The sequence below is a fragment of the Burkholderia paludis genome (assembly GCF_000732615.1).
Lineage (GTDB): Bacteria > Pseudomonadota > Gammaproteobacteria > Burkholderiales > Burkholderiaceae > Burkholderia > Burkholderia paludis.
The window spans coordinates 62,901-86,550 of record NZ_JPGL01000030.1 but is presented as its reverse complement, the minus strand read 5'-3'; the positions used below and the strand labels follow the sequence as shown (position 1 = coordinate 86,550).

Below are 23,650 nucleotides of genomic sequence, written 5' to 3'. Positions count from 1 at the left end.
CGGCGCGGCGGTTGAACGTCGGCGAGATTGTACGTGGTCGGCGCGCGCGGCGACGCCAGCGCCGGCCCGTTGCGGGCGGGAACCGGCCCGGGCCCGGGCGAAGCGGCCTACAATGCCGGGCTTGAATGCAACGGGAGGGCGACGCGATGAGCCGTAATGAACTGGACGAACGGATCGAGACTTACTACGTGCGGGTGCGCGGCGTCGTGCAGGGCGTCGGCTTCCGTCATGCGACGGTGCGCGAGGCGCATGCGCTGAAGCTGCGCGGCTGGGTCGCGAATCTCGAGGACGGCAGCGTCGAGGCGATGATCCAGGGCCCCGGCGCGCAGATCGACCGGATGCTCGCGTGGCTGCGTCACGGGCCGCCGGCCGCGCGCGTGACCGAGGTGACGTTCGAGGAACGCCAGACCGACAAGCGCTTCGAGCGATTCCAGCAGCAGTAAGGGGCGCGGAACAATCATGACGGGGTATCCGGAGGCCGGGCGCGGCCTCATGCTGTCGGTGATGGCGTCGACGCTGTTCGCGCTGATGTCGGCTTACGCCAAACTGCTCGCACCGCTCACGGGGCTCGACATCTTCGCGTGGCGCGTCGTGTGGACCGCGCCGGGCGCGCTCGCGCTGATCGCGCTGCGCGGCCGCTGGCCGGCGCTCGTCGAACTCCTGCGGCGCGGCGTGCGCGACTGGCGCCTGCTGATCGCGCTGCCGGTCAGCGCGGCGCTGCTCGGCGTGCAGCTGTGGCTGTTCCTGTGGGCGCCGCTGCACGGCCGCATGCTCGAAGTGTCGCTCGGCTATTTCCTGCTGCCGTTGACGATGGTGCTCGTCGGTCGTTTCTACTATCACGAGCGGCTCGATCCGCTGCAATGGGCGGCGGTCGCGTGCGCCGCGCTCGGCGTCGCGCACGAGGTGTGGGCGACGCGCGCGTTCGCGTGGCCGACGCTGGTCGTCGCGCTCGGCTATCCGCCGTATTTCGTGCTGCGCCGGCGGATCAACGCCGATTCGCTCGCCGCGTTCGCGGTCGAGATCCTGCTGCTGTGCCCGATCGCGCTCGCGATGGTCGCGACGAGCGCAACGCGCGTGGCCGGCCATCCGGTGCTGTGGGCCGCGCTGCTGCCGGGGCTCGGCGCGCTCAGCACGCTCGCGCTCGCGAGCTACCTGAAGGCCAGCCGGATGCTGCCGATGGCGCTGTTCGGGATTCTCGGCTACGTCGAGCCCGTGCTGCTCGTCGCGGTGTCGCTGCTGCTGCTCGGCGAAACGCTGAGCGTCGCGAAGCTCGCGACGTACGGGCCGATCTGGGTCGCCGTCGCGCTGACCGCATGGCACAGCGCGATGCTGATGCGGCGCCTGCCCGCGCGCGGATAGGCGGCGACACGCACCGCGCGGCGGCCGCGCGGCGCGTGTCGCGCATCGCGCCCGACGAGGCGCTCGCGCGGCGTCGAACGCCTCGACGCCGGCCGCCAACAGGCATCGCGCCGACACGGATCTGACGCGGACCTGGCGCGGCTGCCCGCCTCGTTTTTCCCGGCCTCGCCGCTGTAATCGAACAGAAGATTCGGTTGCACTTTGTTACTTCGGGTCTCCCCCGGCCGGCCATTAGACTGACCTGACCGATTTCACTTCGTATGCGGCTTTCCAATGAACGGTCATCCCCGTGCCTGGCCGGCCGGGTTGGCGCGATGCGGGCATACGCGCATCGCGGCTGATCCCGCTCGCCGCCGCCTCTCCGATCCCTGCCCCGGCGCCTGTCGCGCCGCCTTTGCGCGGGTGCGCCCATGTCGCTGAGCCTGCCGTCTTCCGCCGCGGTCCGGCCGCTGCATGGCGGTCGCCTGATCGAAGTCGATTTCTTCCGCGGCATCGTGCTGCTGATGATCGTCGTCGATCACATCGGCGCGAGCGTACTGTCGCGCGTCACGCTGCATGCGTTCGCGCTGTGCGACGCGGCCGAGGTCTTCGTCTTTCTCGGCGGCTTTGCGACCGCCAGCGCCTATGGCGCGATCGCCGAACGGCAGGGCGCGCGCGCGGCGCAACGGCGTTTCGTGCGCCGCGCGATGCAGATCTACCGCGCGTTTCTCGCGACGTCGACGCTGATGCTCGTCGTGTCGGCCGTGCTCGACCACTACGGGATCGACACGCCGAACCTCGCGCTCGACGACGTCAGCGTGATGCTCGCGTCGCCGCTCACGGGGCTCGCCGAACTGCTGACGTTCCAGCGCCAGCCGTATCTCGCGGCGGTGCTGCCGATGTACGTGCTGTTCGCGCTCGCGTCGCCGGTGCTCGTGCCGCTCGCGTGCCGCCGGCCGTGGCTGCTCGTCGCGCTCGGCGGCGCGTCGTGGCTCGCGGCGGGCTGGCTCGGCCCCGAGTTGCTGGACAGCGACACGTTCCGCTGGAGCTTCAACCCGTTCGCGTGGCAACTGATGTTCGTCGCCGGCGTGCTCGCGCGCTGCCAGCCGTTCTACCGGCGCATCGCGCTCGGGCGGTGGAGCGCCGCGGCGACGGGCGTCGCGTGCGCGGTCGTGATCGGGTGCGCGAGCTACAAGCTGTTCTCGGGGCTGCCGATGCCGGAAGGCATCCTCAAGCGCGATCTCGCGCTGCCGCGCGTGGTGAGCTTCTCGGCCATCGCCTGGCTGATGGCCGACTGCGTGCGGTTCGGCTGGATCGCGCGGATCGCGCAGGCCGTGCGCCCCGTCGTCGCGGTCGGCCGGCGCGGGCTGATCTGCTTCGTCGCGGGCGCGGCGATCTCGCTCGTCATCGATGCGCTATTGCATCCGGTCGCGAGCGGTGCCGAGCCGCGGCACCTCGGCATGGGCCTCGTGGCCGACGCATGCGCGCTCGGGCTGATGATGGCCGTGGCCGGTTCGGGAACGTGGATCGCGCGGTGGCGTGGCGCGCCCGCGTGAGCGTGCGGCGCGTGCGGCGGGAGGTGCGGCGTCAGTGAGGTGAGACGATACGGGAGCGTGGCGCGGCGGTTGCGTCGCCGGATTCGGCGTCGTCGGGTTCGTCGGCCGGCGGATCGTCGTGTTCCGCGAGCACCGCGTCCGCTTCGGCCGCGGCTCGCGCGGCGCGCATCGCGGTGCAGCGCTGGGCGTGCCGGATGTCCGACAGCATCCTCATGAGCCTCGTGGTCTTGCTTTTCATGATCTTCTCCCGCCAGTGGCAGCTCGACGGATCGGCTGCGCTTCCTGCAACCAGTGTAGGACGCGTTCGCGCGCCCGGCGGGAGAATGTGGCGTGCACGCCGCACGCCGAGGGATAGTACTTACTGGGCCGCGGCGACGGCCTGCGCCTGCAGCGATTCCTCGCGGCGCTCTTCTGCACAGCGCTGGTGCTGACGCGACAGGCGGTTCATCAGCGGCAGCAGCAGCAGCGCGAGCAGCATGCCGATCGCGGCGAGCCAGCCGAGCTTCTCGAACAGAGACAGGTACAGCGGCAGCGATTCGGTGGCCGGCAATTCGTGCGACGGCATCTGCGCGAAGTTCGCGACGACGCTGCCCAGATACTGCGACACGCCCGTCGCGACGAAATACGCACCCATCATGAAGCCGCTCATGCGCGCCGGCACGTAGCGGGCGATCATCGCGAGGCCGAGGCCGCTCACCAGCAGTTCGCCGAGCGAGTAGAGGCCGTAGCCCCACACCATGAACCACGACGACACGCGGCCGTCGATCGCGTAGCGGCCGCTGATCGTGAACACCAGGTAGCCCGCGGCGACCGCGCCGAAGCCGAGCGCGTACTTCGCGGCGACCGGCAGGTCACGGCCGCCCTTCGCGACGGCGTTGTAGACCCACACCAGCACCGGGCTCAGCAGCATGATCCAGATCGGGTTCAGCGCCTGGAACTGCGCGGCGCTCCACGTGAACAGCGTCGTGCCGAACAGCATGAAGCGCGGATCGACGTTGCGCAGCGCGAACAGCGTCAGCGACGTCGACATCTGCACGTAGAAGATGAAGAACAGGATCACCTGGCCGATCAGCACGAGCGCCGCGATCAGGCCCGCGCGCTCCGAGCGCTCCGACTTCGCGATCATGTACGCGAAGATCGCGAGGATCGCGAACGCGGCCGTCCACACGCTGGCGACCGCGAGCTGCTTGTGCTGCAGCACGTACAGCGTGATCAGCGCGAGCCCGACGCCGCCCAGCGCAACTGCACCGAGGCGCTTCCAGCGCACCGGCTGGTCGTCCGGCAGCGAGCCGACGTGCGCGAGCGTGCGATGCATCAGCATGAAGTTGAGGATCGCGAGCAGCATGCCGCCGCAGCAGACCGCGAACGCGGCATGCCAGCCCCAGTGGTCCTTGATCCAAGGCGTCGCGAGCATCGACACCGTCGAGCCGATGTTGACCGCCATGTAATAGATGGTGAACGCGCTGTCGATGCGCGCGTCGTCGCCTTCGTAGATGCGGCGCACGAGGTTCGCCGCGTTGGCCTTGAACAGGCCGTTGCCGACGACGATCACGCCGAGCGACGCGTACATGTACGTCAGGTGGTCGTTCGGCACCGAAAGCATCAGGTAGCCGGTGCACAGCACGGACGCGCCGATGATCATCGTGCGGCGGGCGCCGAGCACCTTGTCGCCGATCCAGCCGCCGATCGACGGCGCCGCATAGACGAGTGCGGTGAACGCACCCCAGGTCAGGTTCGCATGGCTGTCGGTGAAGCCGAGCCGGTCGACCATGAACAGGACCAGGAGCGCGGCCATGCCGTAGTAGCCGAAGCGCTCCCACATTTCGATGAGGAAGACCGTCGTAAACGATCGGGTTTGTGAAACAGGTGAATGCATCATCAATCTCGGTTGAAACGGACGGCACGGATCACGCGTCGTCTTGGGGTCGAACTGGCGCCGGTGCGCAACGGGCCGGGTAGGCTTTGCGCGGGCGATGGATCAGTCGGGCGGTTAGCCCGGGCCGGGGTCTGTCGCCGCCGGGTGTGGCGGGGAGGGGCCCCGACCGGCGCGCGCATGGTAGCGGCTGCCGGTCCGGTGCGTCACGTATCCGCCACCTAGGGAAACTCCCGATGTGGCAGAAGCTTTCAGGAACATTCGTCTCATAATCTATTTGTAAACTTCGCCGCCGGATCTACGAGGATTCCCGGAGAGCCGCTTGCAGCTTGCCTGTGAAGCCGGCGAGTCTGGCAAGATAGCGCGTCATTTCGCACGCCTCGTGTCCCGTTTGGAGCACCGGGCTCGACACCGAAGACGTGTGCGAACCCGAAGACTAAGCTATATCGTTCTAACTTAGTTATTTTCCATCAAACATTTTTTGACGATCACTTTTCGGCCTGCTATGGTTCCCCCCACTGAAAACTCGCGGTCGGCAGACGCTGCCGCCGTACTCGGCAGCAAGATTCGCGCGTTGCGCCAACGACTCAAGCGCACGCTCGACGACACCGCTACCGCCGCGGGGATTTCGAAGCCGTTTCTGTCTCAAGTCGAGCGCGGGCTCGCGTCGCCGTCATTGACGTCGCTGGCCGGTATCGCGCATGCGCTCGGCGTGACGGTGCAGTACTTCGTGGATACGCCGAGCGAGGAGCGCTCGGTTTGCCGAGGCGATCAGCTGCGCTTCTTCGGGTTCGCCGATTCGGCGAACCTGTTCGCGAGGCTGACGAACGTGTCCGAAGGGCGCCAGCTGGAGGCGATCCTCGTGAGGATGCCGCCGGGGCAGAAGCGGTCGGAGGTGACGACACATGCAGGAGAGGAGTTCCTGTATGTAATTGAAGGGGAAGTGTCGCTGACGCTGGAAGGCAAGACGTTCGTCCTGCAGGCTGGCGACAGTTCGCACTATCAGTCGACGGTCCCGCACAGCTGGGTCAACACCGCGAAGGTCGAGTCGGTGGTGGTCTGGGTCGGTACGCCAAGGCTGTTCTAACGCACAGGTATTCCTTCGTTTCCCGGACGGAGTACCTGTCGAAAGAAATGTAAGGAATACTAACATGCCATACGAGAATCACGGGCCTCCTCAATCGCTGTACCCGTCAGCGTCTCACGCGTAAGCCGCGGCATCCGCCGCGCGACGCTCACCGAACAACTTTCTCAATACTGCCACGATGAAATCCTTGCATGCCATGTCGGCCGTGCTGGCCGCGCTCGCCCTGACGACGCCCGCCGCCCACGCCGTTACCGTTCCGTCGAACGTCGCGCTCGCTCCGCAACAGGACCTGACGCGCCAGGTGCCCGCCGAAGTCGAGTCGCTCGACCCCGCGCACATCGAATCGTGGACCGGCAACACGATCGGGCTCGACCTGTTCGAAGGGCTGGCCCGCATCGACGCAGCAGGGCAGGTCGTGCCGGGTGTCGCGCTGTCGTGGGAGCGCAAGACGCCGCAGACGTGGATCTTCAAGCTTCGCCACGACGCGAAGTGGAGCAACGGCCAGCCGGTGACCGCAGCCGATTTCGTCTACTCGTGGCAGCGCCTCGTCGATCCGAAGACGGGCTCGAAATACACGATCCTCGTCGAGTTCGTGAAGAACTCGAAGGACATCATCGCCGGCAAGGCCGCACCGTCGACGCTCGGCGTGCGCGCCGTCGATCCGTACACGCTCGAGGTGACGACCGACGCGCCCGTCGCGTTCTTCCCCGAGCTGACCGCGATGGCGCCGCTCGTGCCGGTCAACAAGGACGTCGTCGCGAAGTTCGGCGATGCGTGGACGCGCCCGGGCAACCTCGTCAGCAACGGCCCGTACCAGCTCGTCGACTGGCAGCCGAACAACCGCATCGTCGTGACGAAGGACGCGAAGTACTGGAACGCGTCGAAGGTCGTGATCAACAAGGTGACGTTCCTGCCGATCGAAAGCGACGAAACCGCGATGCGCATGTACCAGGCGGGCCAGATCGACTACAGCTACTCGATCCCGTCGGGCGTCTTCCAGCAGGTCAGCAAGCAGTTCGGCGGCGAGCTGCGCCCGGGCCTGCAGCTCGCGACCTACTACTACGACCTGAACAACAGCGACGCGGCGCTGAAGGACAAGCGCGTACGCCAGGCGCTGTCGATGGTGATCGATCGCGACGTGCTCACGTCGAAGCTCACGCAGGCCGGCGAGAAGCCGATGTACGGCCTGATGCCGAACGGCACGAAGGGCGTGCAGCCGTTCACGCCGGAATGGGCGTCGTGGCCGATGGCCAAGCGCGTCGAGGTCGCGAAGAACCTGCTGAAGCAGGCCGGCTACTCGGACGCCAAGCCGCTGTCGTTCACGCTGACGTACAACACCAACGACCTGCACAAGAAGGTCGCGCTGTTCAGCGCGTCGGAGTGGCGCACGAAGCTCGGCGTCAACACGAAGCTCGAGAACGTCGAGTTCAAGGTGCTGCTGAAGGAGCGGCATGACGGCAAGCTGCAGATCTCGCGCTCCGGCTGGTTCGCCGACTACAACGACGCGATGACCTTCTTCGACCTGATCCGCTGCGGCAGCTCGCAGAACACGGTCGGCTACTGCAACAAGCAGGTCGACACGTTCGTCGACGACGGCAACCAGAAGCTCGACGACAAGGCGCGCGCCGCGCTGCTGACGCAGGCGCACGACGCGGCGATGAACGACACGCCGATGGTGCCGCTGTTCCAGTACTCGGCCGACCGTCTCGTGAAGCCCTATGTGGGCGGCTACTCGCTGAAGAACGTGATCGACATGCGTGCTTCGCAGGACATGTACCTGATCAAGCACTGAGCGGAGCGATCATGCTGGCCTATGCATTGAGGCGCACGTTGTGGGCGGTGCCGACGATCCTCGCGGTCATCACCGTCTGCTACCTGCTGCTGCATTTCACGCCCGGCGGCCCGTTCGATACCGAGAAGCAGTTGTCCGCGGCGACGCTCGCGAACCTGAACGCGAAGTATCACCTCGACGAGCCGCTGTGGAAGCAGTACCTGCTGTATCTCGGTTCGCTGCTGCATGGCGATCTCGGCCCGTCGTTCCGCTACGTCGACTGGTCGGTGAACGATCTCGTGAAGAAGGCGCTGCCCGTGAGTCTCGGGGTGGGCGGCGTGTCGATCCCGATCTCGATCGTGTTCGGCGTGCTGCTCGGCACCGTCGCGGCCGTGCGCCGCGACAGCGTGATCGACCGCTTCGTGATGCTGATCGGCAACTTCGGCAACGTCATCCCGCCGTTCGTGCTCGGCCCGGTGCTCGTGTGGATCTTCGCGATCCTGCTGAAGACGTCGGCCGGCAACGGCTGGCTGCCCGCGGGCGGCTGGGGTGACGGCGGCTGGCAATACCGGCTGCTGCCGATCGTGCTGCTGACCCTCATCAACGTGTCGCTGCTGGCGCGCGTGATGCGCGGCTCGATGATCGAGACGCTGTCGAGCAACTACATCCGCACCGCGCGCGCGAAGGGCCTGCCGGGCTCGACGATCGTGCTGCGCCACGCGCTGAAGCCCGCGCTGATGCCGGTCGTGTCGCTGTTCGGCACGGTCTGCATCACGTCGATCACGGCGGCCGTCGTCACCGAATCGGTGTTCGCGCTGCCGGGCCTCGGGCAGCTCGTCGTGAACGGTGCAATCAACCGCGACTACACGCTGGTGCTCGGCCTCGTCGTGCTGACGACCGTCTGCGCGGTGCTGTTCAACCTGCTGGTCGACCTCGCGTACGCGTGGCTCGATCCGCGCATCCGTTATTGATCGAGGCACAGCGATGACTCCGACTACTCCTGTCGTCGGCCTGCCCGTGCAGACCGACTCGCCGCCGCGTTCGCGCTCGCCGCTCGCGCTTGCGATGGCGCGCTTCCTTCACAACCGCGCGGCCGTGTTCAGCCTCGTGCTGCTCGCGCTGATCACGCTCGCGTGTTTCGTCGGCCCGTGGCTGCTCGCGGCCGACCCCGCCGCGAGCGACTGGGCCGCCATCAGCCTGCCGCCGGCCTGGGCGAACCAGCACTGGTTCGGCACCGACGAGCTCGGCCGCGACCTGCTCGTGCGCACGCTGATCGGCGGCCGCGTCTCGATCGAGGTCGGCGTGCTCGGCACGCTCGTGTCGGGCCTGTTCGGCGTTGCCTGGGGCGCGACCGCGGGCTTCGCGGGCGGCCGCGTCGACTCGGTGATGATGCGCGTCGTCGACATGATGTACGCGATCCCGTACCTGCTGATCGCGATCCTGATGATGACCCTGTTCGGGCGCTCGTTCATGCTGGTCGTGCTGACCATCAGCGCGTTCTCGTGGATCGACATGGCGCGTGTCGTGCGCGGCCAGACGCTGTCGCTGCGCAATCGCGAATTCGTCGATTCGGCGCGCGCGATCGGCGTGTCGCCGGCGTCGATCGTGCTGCGCCACATCGTGCCGAACCTGCTCGGCGTGGTCGTCGTGTATGCGACGGTCTCGGTGCCGAACATCGTGCTGACCGAATCGGTGCTGTCGTTCCTGGGCCTCGGCGTGCAGGAACCGATGACGAGCTGGGGCGTGCTGATCCAGGACGGCGCGCAGAAACTGGAATCGATGCCGTGGCTGCTGCTGGCCCCGGCCGTCATGCTGTGCGTGACGCTCTACTGCGTGAACTTCGTCGGCGATGGCCTGCGTGACGCGCTCGACCCGAAGGACCGCTGAGATGAAACCACTCCTACGTTCACCGTGTTCGCACGGAGGGGCGCAGCCCCCCCGTCTCCCCCAGGCGCTTCCATCGAAGTGCGCAGCGGCTAGGCGGAGGCTGACATGACCGCACTGCTCGAAGTGGACAACCTCGGCGTGCGCTTCACGCGCAAGGACGCGCCGCCGGTCGACGCCGTGAGCGGCGTGTCGTTCTCGCTCGAGGCCGGCAAGACGCTCGGCATCGTCGGCGAGTCGGGCTCGGGCAAGAGCCAGACCGTGATGGCGCTGCTCGGCCTGCTGGCCGGCAACGGCACGACGAGCGGCGCCGCGCGCTACCGCGGCGACAACCTGCTCGCCATGGATACGCGCGCGCTGAACAAGGTGCGCGGCGACCGGATCGCGATGATCTTCCAGGACCCGATGACGTCCCTCAATCCGTTCCTGACGATCGAGCGGCAGATGACGGAGACGCTGCAGCTGCATCGCAAGCTGTCGCGCAAGGACGCGACCCGGCGCGCGATCGAGGCGCTCGAATCGGTGCGCATTCCCGATGCGGCGCGCCGCATCCGCATGTATCCGCACGAGTTCTCCGGCGGCATGCGCCAGCGCGTGATGATCGCGATGGCGCTGCTGTCCGAGCCGGAAATCCTGATCGCCGACGAACCGACCACCGCGCTCGACGTGACCGTGCAGGCGCAGATCATCGACCTGCTGCGGGAGCTGAACCGCGAGCGCGGCACCGCGATCGTGCTGATCACGCACGACATGGGCGTGGTCGCGGGCCTGGCGGACGACGTGATGGTCATGTATGCGGGCCGCACCGTCGAGTACGCGCCGGCGGACTCGATCTTCGCGGCGCCGTCGCATCCGTACACGATCGGCCTGCTCAACGCACTGCCGCGCCTGACCGACGCGGACGACGCGCCGCTCGTCGCGATTCCCGGCAATCCGCCGATGCCCGGCACCGCGCCGGCCGGCTGCGCGTTCGCCAAGCGCTGCACGTATGCGGAAGAACGCTGCGACGCCGCGCGTCCGGCGCTCGAAACCTATGGCGCCGTGGGCGCGGTGCGCGCATGCCACCGGCCCGTGGCCGATCTGACGGGAGGTCTGCGATGAGCGTCGATGAACGCCGCAATGCCGGCGCGACGGACGACACGCTGCTGTCCGTCGAGGGTCTGAAAGTGCATTTCCGCGTGCCGCTCGGCGGCTATCCGTGGTCGCCGAAGGGTACGCTGCGTGCGGTTGACGGCGTGTCGTTCGACGTGAAGCGCGGCGAGACGGTCGGGCTCGTCGGCGAATCGGGCTGCGGCAAGTCGACGCTCGCGCGTGCGCTGATCGGCCTCGTGCCGATGACGGCGGGCACGGTGAAATGGCGCGGCGACGCCGTGACGACCGATCACCTGCGCGGTACCGCGATGCGGCGCGAAGTGCAGATGATCTTCCAGGATCCGCTCGCGTCGCTCGATCCGCGCATGACGATCGAACAGGTCGTCGCCGAGCCGCTCGTCACGCACCAGGCCAGCCTCGGCCGCGCCGAAGTGCGTCGCCGCGTGGTCACGATGCTCGAACGCGTCGGCCTGAATGCGCATCACCTGCTGCGTTATCCCCACGAGTTTTCCGGCGGGCAGTGCCAGCGCGTCGGCATTGCCCGCGCGCTGATCGGCGAGCCGAAGCTGGTGATCTGCGACGAACCGGTTTCGGCGCTCGACGTGTCGATCCAGGCGCAGATCGTGAACCTGCTGCGCGACCTGCAACGCGAACTGTCGTTGTCCTATCTGTTCGTCGCGCACGATCTGGCGGTGGTCAAGGCGATCAGCCAGCGCGTGCTCGTGATGTATCTCGGCCGCGTGATGGAGTTCGGCACGCGGCATGACGTGTACGGCGTGCCGCAGCACCCGTACACGAAGGCGCTGCTCGATGCGGCGCCGACGCCGGAGCCGGCGCGCGAGCGTGCTCGCCGTCCGATGCTGCTGGCGGGCGAGATGCCCTCGCCGCTCAATCCGCCGTCGGGCTGCGCGTTCCGCACGCGTTGCCCGGTTGCGATCGACGCCTGCGCGCGCGACGTGCCGCTGCCGGAAGTTCGGCAGGGCTCGGCAGCGCGTGTCGCATGCATTCGCGCGGGCGCGGCGTGACGTGAAGTGACGCAGCAAACATAAGCAAGGTAGGTCAACAGGGGCAGGTCCGGCGCGAATGATCTTCGCGCCGCGGGTACAGGCGTGCCTTTAGCCGGGCACGCCGGGGGGCCGGGAGCGGATCGCAACCGGCGCGGACGATATCAACACAAGACGAGAATCAAGATGAAAAAGCAGAAGACGATCGGGACGGCATCGAAGATGCTGCTTGCATGGGGGCTGCCGGCGCTCGCCGGCGTGTCGCTGACGGGCGTCGCGCGCGCCGACGACGCGGCTCCCGCACCGCTGACGGTCGCGCAGGCTGCCCCTGCCGCCGGCACGGGCACGACCGTTGCGCAGGCAACGACCCCGAACGCCATTGTCAACGCCGAAGCAACCCAGGCCGTCACGCCGCCCGACGAGCCGTCGGCCCAGTCGAAGTCGAAGGGCTTCATCGCCGACAGCCACCTCGACTTCCTGTTCCGCAACTATTCGGACGTGCTCGACAGCAAGGGCGGGCCGCATCGCCACGCGTGGGTCCAGGGCGCGATGGCAAACTTCGAGTCGGGCTATACGACCGGCCTGGTCGGTATCGGTTTCGACGCATCGCTGTACGCGGCACTGAAGCTCGACGGCGGCGAAGGCGCCGGCAGCATGGTGCACATCGCGAAGGGCGGCGGCGGCGGCAACCAGCTCGCATGGGCCTACCCGGGCATCTACGACATCAAGGCGCGCATCTCGAACACGGTGTTCAAGTACGGTCTGCAGGCCGTCGACAACCCGTTCATGGAGCAGCACGACAACCGCGCGCTGCCGCCGACGTTCCTCGGCACGACGGTCGTCAGCAACGAATTCAAGAACGTGATGCTCGAGGCCGGCAGCTTCACGAAGACCGACGCACGCGGTCACACGACGCTCACCAACCTGACGACGCAGTACGGCGGCACGCGTATCAACCGGCTGACGTACGTCGGCGGTACGTGGGACTACTCGCCGAACGGCGAAGTCGCGCTGTACGCGAACCAGGCCGACGACGTGTGGCGCCAGTACTACGCGTCGGTGAAGCACAGCATCGGCAGCCCGCAGACGATCAAGTGGACGGGCTTCGGCAACGTCTACTCGACGCACGACACGGGCGATGCGCTGCAAGGCAAGATCAACAACAACGCGTACAGCCTGTCGCTGGCCGCGCAGCATGGCCCGCACGAGCTGCTGCTCGGCTTCCAGCAGGTGCTCGGCGACCAGTTCTTCGACTACCTGAACGAAACGAACGGCATCTTCCTGACCAACTCGATGGACGTCGACTACAACGCGCCGCACGAAAAGTCGCTGCAGCTGCGTTACACGTTCTACGGCAAGGAAGCCGGCCTGCCGGGCTTCAAGGCGATGTTCTGGGGCGTGACGGGCTGGGGTGCGGACGCCAGCGTGGGCGCGGCGAACGACCCGACCAAGTCGAGCATCTACTGGAGCAACGGCGCGCCGGTGCAGGGCCGTCACCACGAGTTCGGCTTCATCCCGTCGTACACGTTCCAGAGCGGCAAGCTGAAGGACACGAAGGTCACGTTCATCGCGATGTGGCACAACGGTTCGGCGCACTACTCGGACGCGACGAACCGCGAGTGCCGCCTGGTCGTGAACGTGCCGTTGCACGCGTTCTGATCGAAGGGGGCGCATGCGCCCCCGCACGGTGCGGCCGGCCTTCGATCGCGGCGATCAGGCCGGCCGGTGCAGCCCCGCGACCGGATCGTTCGCGGCCGGCATGTCTTCCACGAGCGACGTGAGCTGGCGGCCCGTATCGCGCCACGCGTCGAGGCCGCCGCGCAGCGCGAGCGCGTCGGTGAAGCCTGCGTCGAGCAGGCGCTTCGCCATCAGGGCGGCCGTCACTTCGTTCGGGCACGAGCAATACACGACGAACTTCTGCGTGAGCGGATAGCGCGCGACGATGTCGCCGATCCGCCGCTCGTCGGCGAATTGCGCGCCGGGAATCGCGAACGGGTCGAGCTTGCGATGTTCGGGCGAGCGTACGTCGAGCACGACCGGCGCGGCCGAGTCGCGCAGCAGTTGGTCGAGTTCGTCGACGCCGATCCGCGCGTTGGCGAGCTGGCGGATCAGCGCGCGGCGGCGCATCCAGCGGATCGCCGCGTAGACGGCCAGCAGCGCGACGATGACCAGCAGCACCGCGCGGCCGAGGCGGCTCGCGCCGGCAAACAGCCAGTCGATCTGCCGGTAGAACACGAGCCCGGCCACCAGGCCGACGATCGTCCACAGCGCGGCGCCGAGCGCGTCGTAGCCGGCGAACGTGCGATAGCGCGTGCCGAGCGCGCCGGCCATCGGCACCGACACGAGCGACAACCCGGGAATGAAGCGCGCGACCGCGAGCACGCGCACGCCGTAGCGGCCGAAGAAGCGCTCGGTCTTTCTCACGCAGGTATCGCGCGACAGCGACAGCCGGCAGATCGTCTTCAGCGTCGTGCCGCCGTAGCGCCGCCCGGCGACGTACCAGACGGTATCGCCGATCAGCGCGCCGAGCACCGACAACGCCACCACCGTCACGAGCTGCGAGCCGATCATCGCCGGGTGCATCGCCGACATCGCGCCGAACAGCACGAGCGTCGGCATCGCGGGCACCGGCAGGCCGATGGCCGCCGCGAGCACGTTGGCGAAGACGAGAAGCGGCCCGTACTGGGCAACGAGGTCACGGAGCATGACAGGCGACCGAAAGGGAAAAGCGTAGGGGGAAATGCAGATGGGCCGATTATCGGCCTTTTTCAAGACAACGGCGGGAATGTTGGAAAGCGCCTGACGGCGGCAGGGGGATGTCGGTGAGCCGGCGCGCGCTGCGCGGCTCACCGTTCGGCATCATGAAGGAGTGCGGGCGAGCGACGCGGCGCCGTGGTTTTCGCCCGGCAGCTCGGCGCCGTGCGAGCGGATCGCGGCGATCAGTTCGGCCGGCGTGATCTCGTAGCGGACTTCGCGGTGAATGCCGGGCTTGCGTTCGTCGATCTCGATCAGCAGCACGCTCTTGCCGTCGCCGGTCGCTTCGAGCCGGAGCGAGCGCAGTTCGCGGCCGTCGGCCGGGTCGTGTTCGGTGAGCAGGGTCATTGCCCCGGATGAGCCGGTAGTGCGCATCGAACCTATCCTCGTGTCGTGGATGCCGTAATGGCGAAGGTGTCTTTGTTGAATACAGCTTGACGCAGTTTAACGCGAACGGGCCGCAAGACGGAGCATTTTCGTGGGGTGAAATGAGGGCTGAACCACCTATCCTTCTGATGTTTGACCCCCGCCGGGCGGGCGTCTCGGCCGGATCGGGCACAGTCGCGGCCGTGGTGGCGGTGGCCCGTTGGGCCGCGTCGGCGTCACCGTGAAGCGACCCGTACTGCCGCCGCGGTCGGGTAGCCGCCGGGGGGGGTGGAGGTGGCCGCTTTGGCGCGCGGGGGCGAGGCGGAGTGCCGGATGGGACGGCAGGTAGCGGCCGCGCGGCCCGGATCGCGGGCGAAGCGGCGGCGATGGCGGTTCAGGCCCGGTACTGGTGCCTGCAGGTCATATTTACCGCTGTTGTCGGCGTGTGCTGGCTCGGGGCGGATGGATGGCCGTCGGTTGCCGGTCGTCGACGGCTCGACGTGGCCGGCATGAGGTCGTGGCTTTCCATGGCGAAGTTGGTGGCCGCCAGTGCGCGTGCCGCCGGTGTTGGACGGCGGCACGTGGTCGACGAAGCCGTCGTTCCCGTCGCAGTCGAGCGGCCATGCGGTCAGCCTCGGCCTTTATTCAGGCCGGCCGTAGACATCCTTTCGGCGATCCGTGCATGGGTCGCTGTTGTTCGACGTGCTGATGCACGATTGATTGCCGGGGGGGCGCACCGCCGCCGCTTTCAACGAAGCCGGGTCGCGCGCCCGGCGCTTCCTTCGGGTCGTGCCGCGGGCGACACTGTTCGGAATGTCGACGAACGCGGACGCGGTCATCTTCGATGCGGGGTTCTCCGGCAGGCGAACGGGATCGTCCCTCGTGTCGAACGCCGGCGGTTTCTTCGCGAAGTCGATACGGATGCCGATGAAGACACGGCATTGCGTGTTACCCGCGTGTTGCGTACGCAACGATGCGAATGAGAGCGACGCGTGACGGAAGCGGCGGAACAACCGATCGCCATACACGGAACCGGCAGGATTTTCCGGAGCCTGGCGACGTGGCGCGACCGCATGTCGTTGCGGGAGCAACGGCATCGCATGACGGCACGATGCCCGTGTTTCGAATGCGTGAAATCGGCTAAGCTCGACACGTTGCTGCGCATAGGCGCAGTCTGCGCCGAGGGCGCGACTTTCAGGAACCGGCCCACCCATGACCGACATCAGGATCCGGCACAGCGAGACGCACGACGTCGACGCGATCCGGCAAATCGCCGCGCATCCCGCGGTCTACATGAATACGTTGCAGCATCCGTTCCCGTCGTTCGAGAAATGGCAGAAGCGGCTCGACGGTGTGCGCGAGCACGGCACGAGTCTCGTCGCCGAAATCGACGGCACGGTGGTCGGCCATCTCGGCCTGCATTCCGAGCCGAATCCGCGCCGGCGTCACGTGGCGTGGTTCGGCATGATGGTCGACGCGGCCTGTCACGGGCGCGGCATCGGCAGCCGGCTGCTCGCGGCCGCGATCGATCTTGCCGAGAACTGGTGGGGCGTCACGCGTCTCGAGCTGAGCGTGTTCGTCGACAACCGCGCGGCGATCGCGCTCTATGAGAAGCACGGCTTCCGGATCGAAGGCGAATCGCCGGATTTCGCGTTGCGCGACGGCGTACTCGTGTCGGTGTATCACATGGCGCGGATCAAGGGGCGGCCATGACGGCACGCATGTTGCGACCCGAGGCGCCTGTCGCCACGGTTGCACGTCGTCGCGGCCGTCATGTCGATGCTTGCGCCGCCGCGTATGCGGCCGTGCTGCCGCGCGTCATATCGATTCGAGAATTCGTTCGTTTCCTGCCGGCCGCGCCGATCGTATCGTTAAAAGATTTGCCGGCCGCTTCGGCCGGTGTTCGCCTGGCTGTCGTGCCGAAGGCCGAGCGCAACGTGCAGCCGTCTCGCGGCCTGCGCCGCATGTCGATGCGTTGCATCGCTTCACCGTCATCCTCGTCGCTTCGCGCGCGAATCCGCAGTTGCACGATGCCCGGGGCGCGATGACCCGCCCGGCCCGACCCGGCGCGCATCGCATCTTCCCGTAACCGTCTCTCTCAACGGAACCCGCTTCGATGAAAACCGCTCTACGGAATCTGACTGCCGCCTGCCTGTTCGCCGCCGCGGGTGCGGCGTTTGCCGCTGCCACGCCGGCCGGCGCCCCGGCGGCGAGCGCATCGTCCGACGGCGCGCATCTGCCGCCCGGCATCGCGTGGCAGCACGGCGACGTCGACGCCGCCTTCGCGTTGGCGAAGCGCACCGGCAAGCCGCTGCTTCTCTACTGGGGGGCGGTGTGGTGCCCGTCGTGCAACCAGGTGAAGTCGACGATCTTCAGCCAGCAGGCATTCAAGACCCGCTCGTCGTTCTTCGTGCCCGTGTATCTCGACGGCGATACGGAAAGCGCGCAGAAGCTCGGCGAGCGTTTCAAGGTGCACGGCTATCCGACGATGATCCTGTTCCGCCCCGACGGCACCGAAGTGACCCGGCTGCCGGGCGAAGCCGATCTCGATCGCTACATGCAGGCGCTGTCGCTCGGGATGACCGCCGCGCATCCGGTGCGGCAGACGCTCGCGACGGCGCTGAAGAACGGCGCGTCGCTGACGCCGGACGAATGGCGCCTGCTGGCCGACTATTCGTGGGATACCGACGGTGCGCTGCCGGTGCCGGCCGATCGCGTCGCCGTGACGCTGCAGTCGCTCGCGCAACGCGCGCGGGCGGCCGGCGCCAGGGCCGATGCGGCGAGGTTCGCGCTGAAGTCGGCCGTGGTTGCCGCGTCCGACGATCCGGCTCAGGCCGGCGCGCTCGACAAGGCGACGCTCGCCGATTCGCTCCGTACGGTGCTGCAGGACCCCGTGCTGTCGCGGGCCGATTCGGACGTGCTGGTCGCGGCGCCCGCACGCGTGGTCGCGTATCTCGGCGGCGACGACGCGCAGCGCGCGAAACTGCGCGGCGCATACGACACGGCGCTCGCGCGCCTGTCGACCGACGCCACGCTGTCGTCGATCGACCGGCTGATGGCGCTGCATGGCCGCGTGCTGCTCGCGGGCGGCGACGCGCGCAAGGGCGCGCCGCCGGCCGCACCGGCGCTGGCCGATACCGTGCGCAGGCAGATTGCCGCATCGGTGCAGGGGGCCGCGAATGCATACGAGCGCCAGGCGCTCGTCAGCGAGGGCGCGGACACGCTCACCGACGCCGGGCTGTACGACGAGTCGGATGCGTTGCTGAAGGCCGAGTTGCCGCGCTCGTCCACGCCGTATTACTTCATGTCCGGGCTGGCCGCGAATGCGAAGGCGCGTGGTGACAAGGCCGCGGCGCTCGAGTGGTATCGCAAGGCGTACGACTCCGCGAGCGGGCCGGCGACGAAGCTGCGCTGGGGCGCGACCTATTTTGCGAATGCGGTCGAGCTGGCACCGGACGATTCGGCGCGCATCGAAGGGATTGCGGCGAGCGTGCTGGCCCAGGCGGACAAGACCCGGGACGCGTTCTACGGTGCGAACCTGCGCGCGCTGACCAAGGTCGTCACGCAGTTGAACCGCTGGCGCAGCGCCGGCGCGCACGATGCGTCGGTCAGGTCGATCGCGAAGCAGTTCGACGGCATCTGTGGGAAACTGCCCGCCGGCGATCCGCAGGCAAGCGCCTGCGCACGCCTGATCCAGCCGGTCAAGGCATAGCATCCGGTGGCGCTGCGTGGGCTTTCGGGATGCCGGCCGGCGCTTTCCCGATACCAACGAGGCCACCGACACCATGCCCCATCTGACGCTCGAATATTCCGCGAACCTCGACGGGTTCGACGCCGGCGCGACCCTGCGCGCACTCAATGCCGCGCTGTTCGCATCCGGCCAGTTCGACGAACTCGACATCAAGAGCCGCGCGCTGCGGTTCGACACCTTTGCGGTCGGCACGTCGCCGGTGCCGCGTGCGTTCGTTCATGCGAAGCTCGCGGTGCTGAGCGGCCGGTCGATCGACGTCAAGCGCGAACTCTCGGAGCAGGTGCTGGCGGAACTGGCACGGCACGTCGTCGCGCCGTCCGGCACCCATCTGCAACTGTGCGTGGAAATACTGGAACTGGAGCGCGGCTCCTACGCGAAAGCCAGCATCGAGCCGCGCTGAGCGGGACGATCGACGCGTGCTGCGCGAGCCGGGAACGCCGCGCAGCGCGAGCGCGGCTCACGCGTTCGATACCGGATTACTGGCCCGTCGAGTACGGGCCGCCGCTACCGTATCCAGCGCCCGCGGCTCGCGGCGTGCCCTGTTGCCGGGCGATCTTCGACTCGGCGGCCTGGATGCTGGCGGGGTAGAACCAGTCGCTCGGCTGGAAGCCGGCTTTCCTCAGCGCCGCCACTTCGGCATGCACTTGCGCACGCGTGAGCGGCTGGCTGGCTTGCGCCTGCGCGGCGACGGGAGCGGCGAATGCGGCCGCGAGGGCGATCGTGCGGATCAGCGGGTTCATGAGCGGATACCTCCATGTTGTCGACGGTGCCGATTGCACACGGTGACCGTCGAAAGCAGTGTAGGCCTCGCCCGACGCGCGAAAAATGCCGCAGCGGCCAACGTAGTGTTTTGCTGGGGACAACAATCGGTGCGCGGGCGCATGGGGTTGAACGGCGGCCGGCGAAAAAGGGGAGGAGTCGTGCGGGATGCCGGCCGCTTCGATACGGCCGGACTGCGGGCGGGATAGTAGGCCAGACAGCGGGCCAGACAGCGGCGGCCCGGAGCCGGGCCGCCGCGGGTGTTACACGAGCCCGGTCGTGTAGTACACCGCGATCACGAAGAACACCGCAAGCGTCTTGATGATCGTGACCGCGAAGATGTCGCGGTACGACTCGCGGTGCGTGAGGCCCGTGACGGCGAGCAGCGTGATGACCGCGCCGTTGTGCGGCAGCGTGTCCATGCCGCCGCTGGCCATCGCGACGACCCGGTGCAGCACGTCCAGCGGGATATTGGCCGCCTGCGCACCCTTGATGAACAGGTCGGACATCGCGGCGAGCGCGATGCTCATGCCGCCCGACGCCGAGCCCGTGATGCCGGCGAGCGAGCTGACCGACACGGCCGCGTTGACGAGCGGGTTCGGAATGCTCTTCAGTGCATCGCTGACGACGAGGAAACCCGGCAGTGCGGCAATCACGCCGCCGAAGCCGTATTCCGACGCGGTGTTCATCGCGGCGAGCAGCGCACCGGCGACGGCGGCCTTCGAGCCGGCCGCGAAGCGCCCGCTGACGCGCTTGAACGCGGTGAGGATAACCAGCACGATGCCGAGCAGCAGCGCGGCCTCGACCGACCAGATCGCGACGACCGTCTTGATCGACGTCGTGACCGGCGCATGCACGCCGGGCAGCACTTCCGGCGTGACCGTGTACGACGCGGCGCCGTACCACTGCGGAATCAGCTTCGTGAACGCGAAGTTCGACACGCCGACGAGGATCAGCGGCAGGATCGCGAGTGCAGGATTCGGCAGCGACTTCGCCTCGACGCGCTCTGGCTCGTTGACGAGCGACGTGCCGTAGCCTTCGCCCTTCGCCATGGCCGAACGACGGCGCCATTCGAGATACGTGAGGCCGACGACGATGATGAACAGCGAGCCGATCGTGCCGAGCGCGGGCGCGGCCCAGGCGGTCGTCTTGAAGAACGTAGTCGGGATGATGTTCTGGATCTGCGGGGTGCCCGGCAGCGAATCCATCGTGAACGAGAACGCGCCGAGCGCGATCGCGCCGGGCATCAGACGTTTCGGGATGTTGCTTTGCCGATAGAGTTCGGCCGCGAACGGATAGACCGCGAACACCACGACGAACAGGGACACGCCGCCGTAGGTGAGCAGCGCGCACACCGCGACGATCACCGCATTCGCGCGCGAGCGGCCGATGTAGCGGATTGCCGCATGGACGATCGACTCGGAGAAGCCGGACAGCTCGATCACCTTGCCGAACACCGCGCCGAGCATGAACACCGGGAAATACAGTTTGACGAAGCCGACCATCTTCTCCATGAAGATGCCGGAGAAGACCGGGGCGACGGCGGCGGGGTCGGTCAGGAGCACCGCGCCGAGCGCGGCGATCGGCGCGAACAGGATCACGCTGTAGCCGCGATACGCGGCGAACATCAGGAACGCCAGCGCGGCGAGGACGATCACGAAAGACAAGGGAGTCTCCTAATGGCTTTGGTTGTTGTTCGATCGCGCGATGCGCCGCGGACCGGCTCAGGTTCGTGCAGGTTTCGTGCCATCGGCCGCATTGCGCCGCCGGACATGGGTCCGGCGGTGACCGGCGGGCCCGCGCCGGCCAATGTCTGACGATTCTACATAAAACGTCTCTGTGCGGAGACGATATGGCCCCCCTGCAAGCCCGTGAATGGGGGGAGGGCTTTCCCGGACAACGCATCGCGGGGTGTCTCCGGAATGAGATAATCCGTCCCGATCCGGAGACAGCCGGCCCACGATACACGGAGACGACGACACGATGATGAATGACTGGGCCCGCCTGCCGGTCAATTACGGCGATGTGCTGCGGCGCGCCGCCGAGTCGCTGTTCAGGACCTTCGAGGATTCGAGCGCGGGAACGGTGGTTGTCGATCGCGACGCGCGCGTCGTGTGGATGAACGAGCGGTATGCGGCGCGTTTCGGTTTTGCCGACCCGCAGCAGGCCGTCGGCCTCGACTGCGAGGCCGTGATTCCGAACAGCCTGATGCGCGAAGTCGTGTCGACCGGGCAGCCGATCCTGCTCGATATCATGGAGACGGGCCGCGAGCCGCTCGTCGTCACGCGCCTGCCGCTGAAGAACGAGGCCGGCGAGACGGTCGGCGCGATCGGGTTTGCGTTGTTCGACCAGTTGAAGACGCTCACGCCGATCTTCTCCCGCTACGCACAGCTCCAGCAGCAACTGATCGCGACGCAGCGTTCGCTCGCGCAGGCGCGCCGCGCGAAATACACGTTCGCGAGCTTCGTCGGCACCAGTGCCGCGAGCCTCGAAACCAAGCGCCAGGCGCGCCGCGCCGCGCAGGTCGACTCGCCGGTGCTGCTGCTCGGCGAGACGGGCACCGGCAAGGAACTGCTCGCGCATGCGATCCACGCGGCGTCGGCACGTGCACTCCAGCCGCTCGTGACCGTCAACGTCGCCGCGATTCCCGACACGCTGCTCGAAACCGAATTCTTCGGCGCGGCGCCCGGCGCATACACGGGCGCCGACCGAAAGGGGCGCGTCGGCAAGTTCGAGCTGGCCGATCGCGGCACGCTGTTTCTCGACGAGATCGGCGACATGCCGCTGCCGTTGCAGGGCAAGCTGCTGCGCGTGTTGCAGGACAAGGAATTCGAGCCGGTCGGCTCGAACCGGATCGTGCGCGCGGACGTCCGGATCATCGCCGCGACGTCGGCCGACCTGCCGGCGCTGGTGGCGGCCGGGCGATTTCGCGCGGATCTCTATTACCGGCTGAACGTGCTGACGATCCATGCGCCGCCGCTGCGCGAGCGGGCGTCCGACATCGCGGCGCTTGTCTATGCGACGCTCGAGGAATTGGCGGCCCAGCACGGACGTGCCGCGCATTGCGAGCTGACCGACGATGCGCTGCGGATGCTGTGCGCGTATCCGTGGCCGGGCAACGTGCGCGAATTGCGCAATACGCTCGAGCGCGCACTGATGCTGTCGGACCGCTCGGTGATCGATGCGCGGGCGCTCGCGCCCTTCCTCGGGCCGGTGCGCGTATCGGCGGACGGGGCGTCGCCCGTGCAGCGGGCGGCTGTGGCGCCGGCCGAGCGGCGTACGGGCGAAGCATCCGGGGGGCCGGCCGTTACGTATGCCGACGCGCTGGCGGAGTGGGAGCGCCAGTACCTGACCGATGCGCTGGCGGCCTGCGGCGGCAAGGTCGTCGAAGCTGCCGCGCGCATCGGGATCGGTCGCGCGACGCTGTACAAGAAGCTGGCGGCGCTGGGAATCGACCGGTAGGCCGATCGGCAATGTGGATGCGGCCATAGCCGACGCATCGAACAGGAGTGCAGGATGAAGCGGATCGGTGTCGCGGGGTGGCTGACCATGTTGCTGGCGACCTCGGCGTTCGCGCAGTCCGGCGACGCCGACGCGCCGGAGGCGCGGCGCAACTGGTACAACGATCCGTTCATCGCGTTGTCGCAGGAGGTGGCCGAATGCCCGTTGCCGCTTGGCCCATGGATGACCCGGGCCGAGATGACCGACGACGCGCACTACCGCGCCGAGCGCGGCACCACCTGCTGGCTCGCGCACCGCTGCACGAAGCCGAACTCGTATATGTACGACGCACCGATCGCCGACGCCGCGAAGGCCCGTTTCGCCGGCTCCGACCGGCTGCGCGGCACGAGCCTGTGGATCACCGTACAGCGGCGTTTCATCTATGTGGAAGGATGCGCCGATGCCGCGTTCGATCGCCAGGCGTTGCAACGCGAGCTCGAGGCGCTGCCGGACGTCGAGCAGGTGTTCGTTCGCATCACCGACGATCCGCGCCGGAGCTTGCCCTACAAGGCGCGCGGGCAGCCCGGGCGCACGCCGAACTGACGGCGGGCTGCCCGCACATGGCATACTCGCGACATTCAAAAAACGGTTGACGGGAAGAACAATGAAACACATGCTTGCCTCGGTCTGTCGGTGGCCTCGAGCGGCCGTCATGTTGGCGCTGGTTGCGGGGCTCGGCGGGTGCGGCGGCAGCGCGCCGCTGTTCACTTCGGACGGGCGCCCGACCACGCAGGTGCAGTGCACCGGCAGCGACTGGAGCAATTGCACGGACAATGCCCGGGCGATCTGCAACGGGGATTTCGAAGTACTTCAGCAGTCGAGCGATGACGCCACACGAAATCTTCTCTTCGCGTGCAAGAAGAAAAGCGGTTATTGATCCCGTCATGACCGGCTGAGGCGCCTCGCATCGGGAA

The 23,650-nt window shown here is 67.7% G+C and carries 24 protein-coding genes; 17 read left to right on the top strand and 7 right to left on the bottom strand.

Annotated features, from left to right (window positions below; all coding sequences use genetic code 11):
• Window positions 1-146 precede the first annotated feature (146 nt).
• The 3 genes from GQ56_RS0120080 (at window position 147) to GQ56_RS0120070 (ending at window position 2,894) form a co-directional block, all read left to right on the top strand.
• Window positions 147-443, top strand: coding sequence for an acylphosphatase (locus GQ56_RS0120080; protein ID WP_031400321.1), 297 nt, complete (start codon window positions 147-149; stop codon window positions 441-443).
• Window positions 444-459: 16 nt separating this feature from the next.
• A complete protein-coding gene (rarD, locus tag GQ56_RS0120075; RefSeq protein WP_031400320.1) occupies window positions 460-1,359 on the top strand; it encodes an EamA family transporter RarD in 900 nt (299 codons plus the stop codon).
• Between the two features lie 410 nt (window positions 1,360-1,769).
• A complete protein-coding gene (locus GQ56_RS0120070; protein WP_031400319.1) occupies window positions 1,770-2,894 on the top strand; it encodes an OpgC domain-containing protein in 1,125 nt (374 codons plus the stop codon).
• A gap of 31 nt (window positions 2,895-2,925) precedes the next feature.
• Here GQ56_RS0120070 and GQ56_RS0120065 read toward each other — a convergent pair whose 3' ends face one another.
• Together GQ56_RS0120065 and GQ56_RS0120060 are read right to left on the bottom strand one after the other, a co-directional pair.
• Window positions 2,926-3,132: a hypothetical protein gene (locus tag GQ56_RS0120065; protein ID WP_031400318.1), complete on the bottom strand. Its 207-nt coding sequence runs from the start codon at window positions 3,130-3,132 to the stop codon at window positions 2,926-2,928.
• A gap of 120 nt (window positions 3,133-3,252) precedes the next feature.
• Complete coding sequence (locus GQ56_RS0120060) at window positions 3,253-4,773, bottom strand: peptide MFS transporter (RefSeq protein WP_031400317.1); 1,521 nt, start codon at window positions 4,771-4,773, stop codon at window positions 3,253-3,255.
• A 499-nt stretch (window positions 4,774-5,272) separates the two neighbouring features.
• Between GQ56_RS0120060 and GQ56_RS0120055 the strand changes: the two genes are divergently transcribed.
• The 7 genes from GQ56_RS0120055 (at window position 5,273) to GQ56_RS0120025 (ending at window position 13,264) form a co-directional block, all read left to right on the top strand.
• Window positions 5,273-5,854 (top strand): cupin domain-containing protein, encoded by a 582-nt coding sequence (locus GQ56_RS0120055; protein WP_031400316.1) that lies wholly within the window; start codon window positions 5,273-5,275, stop codon window positions 5,852-5,854.
• A 178-nt stretch (window positions 5,855-6,032) separates the two neighbouring features.
• Window positions 6,033-7,646 (top strand): peptide ABC transporter substrate-binding protein, encoded by a 1,614-nt coding sequence (locus GQ56_RS0120050; RefSeq protein ID WP_031400315.1) that lies wholly within the window; start codon window positions 6,033-6,035, stop codon window positions 7,644-7,646.
• 11 nt (window positions 7,647-7,657) lie between these two features.
• Entirely contained in the window at window positions 7,658-8,596 is a 939-nt protein-coding gene (locus GQ56_RS0120045; RefSeq protein WP_031400314.1) for an ABC transporter permease subunit, read from the top strand.
• Window positions 8,597-8,609: 13 nt separating this feature from the next.
• Window positions 8,610-9,512, top strand: a complete 903-nt coding sequence (locus tag GQ56_RS0120040) for an ABC transporter permease (protein WP_031400313.1) — start codon at window positions 8,610-8,612, stop codon at window positions 9,510-9,512.
• A 105-nt stretch (window positions 9,513-9,617) separates the two neighbouring features.
• Window positions 9,618-10,610, top strand: coding sequence for an ABC transporter ATP-binding protein (locus tag GQ56_RS0120035; RefSeq protein WP_031400312.1), 993 nt, complete (start codon window positions 9,618-9,620; stop codon window positions 10,608-10,610).
• Window positions 10,607-11,626 carry an ABC transporter ATP-binding protein gene (locus GQ56_RS0120030; protein WP_031400311.1) on the top strand — a complete coding sequence of 340 codons (1,020 nt, stop codon included), beginning with the start codon at window positions 10,607-10,609 and terminating at the stop codon, window positions 11,624-11,626. The genes GQ56_RS0120035 and GQ56_RS0120030 overlap by 4 nt, the downstream gene beginning before the upstream one ends.
• A 165-nt stretch (window positions 11,627-11,791) precedes the next feature.
• Window positions 11,792-13,264, top strand: a complete 1,473-nt coding sequence (locus GQ56_RS0120025) for an OprD family outer membrane porin (protein ID WP_031400310.1) — start codon at window positions 11,792-11,794, stop codon at window positions 13,262-13,264.
• A 54-nt stretch (window positions 13,265-13,318) separates the two neighbouring features.
• On the opposite strand, the gene GQ56_RS0120020 is transcribed toward GQ56_RS0120025, so the two are convergent.
• From GQ56_RS0120020 to GQ56_RS44460, 3 genes are all read right to left on the bottom strand, one after another.
• Window positions 13,319-14,311 carry a DedA family protein/thiosulfate sulfurtransferase GlpE gene (locus GQ56_RS0120020; RefSeq protein ID WP_031400309.1) on the bottom strand — a complete coding sequence of 331 codons (993 nt, stop codon included), beginning with the start codon at window positions 14,309-14,311 and terminating at the stop codon, window positions 13,319-13,321.
• A gap of 153 nt (window positions 14,312-14,464) precedes the next feature.
• Window positions 14,465-14,734: a hypothetical protein gene (locus tag GQ56_RS0120015; RefSeq protein ID WP_012493620.1), complete on the bottom strand. Its 270-nt coding sequence runs from the start codon at window positions 14,732-14,734 to the stop codon at window positions 14,465-14,467.
• 632 nt (window positions 14,735-15,366) lie between these two features.
• Window positions 15,367-15,948 carry a hypothetical protein gene (locus GQ56_RS44460; protein ID WP_152601799.1) on the bottom strand — a complete coding sequence of 194 codons (582 nt, stop codon included), beginning with the start codon at window positions 15,946-15,948 and terminating at the stop codon, window positions 15,367-15,369.
• On the opposite strand from GQ56_RS44460, the gene GQ56_RS0120000 reads away from it, so the two are divergent.
• The 4 genes from GQ56_RS0120000 to GQ56_RS0119990 all read left to right on the top strand — a co-directional run bounded on the left by GQ56_RS0120000 (window position 15,938) and on the right by GQ56_RS0119990 (window position 18,876).
• The gene (locus GQ56_RS0120000) at window positions 15,938-16,438 is read left to right on the top strand and encodes a GNAT family N-acetyltransferase (protein WP_031400307.1); all 501 of its coding nucleotides are present in this window, start codon (window positions 15,938-15,940) and stop codon (window positions 16,436-16,438) included. The two genes, GQ56_RS44460 and GQ56_RS0120000, sit on opposite strands and share 11 nt — an antisense overlap.
• Window positions 16,435-16,773, top strand: coding sequence for a hypothetical protein (locus GQ56_RS44455; RefSeq protein WP_152601798.1), 339 nt, complete (start codon window positions 16,435-16,437; stop codon window positions 16,771-16,773). The genes GQ56_RS0120000 and GQ56_RS44455 overlap by 4 nt, the downstream gene beginning before the upstream one ends.
• Window positions 16,774-16,841: 68 nt before the next feature.
• Window positions 16,842-18,437, top strand: a complete 1,596-nt coding sequence (locus GQ56_RS0119995) for a thioredoxin family protein (protein ID WP_031400306.1) — start codon at window positions 16,842-16,844, stop codon at window positions 18,435-18,437.
• A gap of 73 nt (window positions 18,438-18,510) precedes the next feature.
• Window positions 18,511-18,876: a 5-carboxymethyl-2-hydroxymuconate Delta-isomerase gene (locus tag GQ56_RS0119990; RefSeq protein WP_031400305.1), complete on the top strand. Its 366-nt coding sequence runs from the start codon at window positions 18,511-18,513 to the stop codon at window positions 18,874-18,876.
• A gap of 76 nt (window positions 18,877-18,952) precedes the next feature.
• Here the strand turns inward: GQ56_RS0119990 and GQ56_RS0119985 are convergent, their stop codons facing one another.
• Together GQ56_RS0119985 and GQ56_RS0119980 are read right to left on the bottom strand one after the other, a co-directional pair.
• Complete coding sequence (locus GQ56_RS0119985) at window positions 18,953-19,216, bottom strand: DUF4148 domain-containing protein (protein ID WP_031400304.1); 264 nt, start codon at window positions 19,214-19,216, stop codon at window positions 18,953-18,955.
• Window positions 19,217-19,498: 282 nt separating this feature from the next.
• A complete protein-coding gene (locus GQ56_RS0119980; RefSeq protein ID WP_031400303.1) occupies window positions 19,499-20,902 on the bottom strand; it encodes a GntP family permease in 1,404 nt (467 codons plus the stop codon).
• A gap of 316 nt (window positions 20,903-21,218) precedes the next feature.
• On the opposite strand from GQ56_RS0119980, the gene GQ56_RS0119975 reads away from it, so the two are divergent.
• The 3 genes from GQ56_RS0119975 (at window position 21,219) to GQ56_RS0119965 (ending at window position 23,613) form a co-directional block, all read left to right on the top strand.
• Entirely contained in the window at window positions 21,219-22,697 is a 1,479-nt protein-coding gene (locus GQ56_RS0119975) for a sigma-54 interaction domain-containing protein (RefSeq protein ID WP_031400302.1), read from the top strand.
• 54 nt (window positions 22,698-22,751) lie between these two features.
• The gene (locus GQ56_RS0119970) at window positions 22,752-23,279 is read left to right on the top strand and encodes a BON domain-containing protein (RefSeq protein WP_031400301.1); all 528 of its coding nucleotides are present in this window, start codon (window positions 22,752-22,754) and stop codon (window positions 23,277-23,279) included.
• Window positions 23,280-23,340: 61 nt separating this feature from the next.
• Window positions 23,341-23,613 (top strand): hypothetical protein, encoded by a 273-nt coding sequence (locus GQ56_RS0119965; RefSeq protein WP_031400300.1) that lies wholly within the window; start codon window positions 23,341-23,343, stop codon window positions 23,611-23,613.
• Window positions 23,614-23,650: the final 37 nt, after the last annotated feature.

What these genes read in the sequence shown, in the direction of transcription:
- GQ56_RS0120080 (WP_031400321.1), top strand. Translation starts at nt 147, where the DNA reads ATGAGCCGTAATGAACTGGACGAACGGATCGAGACTTACTACGTGCGG.
- rarD (WP_031400320.1), top strand. Translation starts at nt 460, where the DNA reads ATGACGGGGTATCCGGAGGCCGGGCGCGGCCTCATGCTGTCGGTGATG.
- GQ56_RS0120070 (WP_031400319.1), top strand. Translation starts at nt 1,770, where the DNA reads ATGTCGCTGAGCCTGCCGTCTTCCGCCGCGGTCCGGCCGCTGCATGGC.
- GQ56_RS0120065 (WP_031400318.1), bottom strand. Translation starts at nt 3,132, where the DNA reads ATGAAAAGCAAGACCACGAGGCTCATGAGGATGCTGTCGGACATCCGG.
- GQ56_RS0120060 (WP_031400317.1), bottom strand. Translation starts at nt 4,773, where the DNA reads ATGATGCATTCACCTGTTTCACAAACCCGATCGTTTACGACGGTCTTC.
- GQ56_RS0120055 (WP_031400316.1), top strand. Translation starts at nt 5,273, where the DNA reads ATGGTTCCCCCCACTGAAAACTCGCGGTCGGCAGACGCTGCCGCCGTA.
- GQ56_RS0120050 (WP_031400315.1), top strand. Translation starts at nt 6,033, where the DNA reads ATGAAATCCTTGCATGCCATGTCGGCCGTGCTGGCCGCGCTCGCCCTG.
- GQ56_RS0120045 (WP_031400314.1), top strand. Translation starts at nt 7,658, where the DNA reads ATGCTGGCCTATGCATTGAGGCGCACGTTGTGGGCGGTGCCGACGATC.
- GQ56_RS0120040 (WP_031400313.1), top strand. Translation starts at nt 8,610, where the DNA reads ATGACTCCGACTACTCCTGTCGTCGGCCTGCCCGTGCAGACCGACTCG.
- GQ56_RS0120035 (WP_031400312.1), top strand. Translation starts at nt 9,618, where the DNA reads ATGACCGCACTGCTCGAAGTGGACAACCTCGGCGTGCGCTTCACGCGC.
- GQ56_RS0120030 (WP_031400311.1), top strand. Translation starts at nt 10,607, where the DNA reads ATGAGCGTCGATGAACGCCGCAATGCCGGCGCGACGGACGACACGCTG.
- GQ56_RS0120025 (WP_031400310.1), top strand. Translation starts at nt 11,792, where the DNA reads ATGAAAAAGCAGAAGACGATCGGGACGGCATCGAAGATGCTGCTTGCA.
- GQ56_RS0120020 (WP_031400309.1), bottom strand. Translation starts at nt 14,311, where the DNA reads ATGCTCCGTGACCTCGTTGCCCAGTACGGGCCGCTTCTCGTCTTCGCC.
- GQ56_RS0120015 (WP_012493620.1), bottom strand. Translation starts at nt 14,734, where the DNA reads ATGCGCACTACCGGCTCATCCGGGGCAATGACCCTGCTCACCGAACAC.
- GQ56_RS0120000 (WP_031400307.1), top strand. Translation starts at nt 15,938, where the DNA reads ATGACCGACATCAGGATCCGGCACAGCGAGACGCACGACGTCGACGCG.
- GQ56_RS44460 (WP_152601799.1), bottom strand. Translation starts at nt 15,948, where the DNA reads ATGTCGGTCATGGGTGGGCCGGTTCCTGAAAGTCGCGCCCTCGGCGCA.
- GQ56_RS44455 (WP_152601798.1), top strand. Translation starts at nt 16,435, where the DNA reads ATGACGGCACGCATGTTGCGACCCGAGGCGCCTGTCGCCACGGTTGCA.
- GQ56_RS0119995 (WP_031400306.1), top strand. Translation starts at nt 16,842, where the DNA reads ATGAAAACCGCTCTACGGAATCTGACTGCCGCCTGCCTGTTCGCCGCC.
- GQ56_RS0119990 (WP_031400305.1), top strand. Translation starts at nt 18,511, where the DNA reads ATGCCCCATCTGACGCTCGAATATTCCGCGAACCTCGACGGGTTCGAC.
- GQ56_RS0119985 (WP_031400304.1), bottom strand. Translation starts at nt 19,216, where the DNA reads ATGAACCCGCTGATCCGCACGATCGCCCTCGCGGCCGCATTCGCCGCT.
- GQ56_RS0119975 (WP_031400302.1), top strand. Translation starts at nt 21,219, where the DNA reads ATGATGAATGACTGGGCCCGCCTGCCGGTCAATTACGGCGATGTGCTG.
- GQ56_RS0119970 (WP_031400301.1), top strand. Translation starts at nt 22,752, where the DNA reads ATGAAGCGGATCGGTGTCGCGGGGTGGCTGACCATGTTGCTGGCGACC.
- GQ56_RS0119965 (WP_031400300.1), top strand. Translation starts at nt 23,341, where the DNA reads ATGAAACACATGCTTGCCTCGGTCTGTCGGTGGCCTCGAGCGGCCGTC.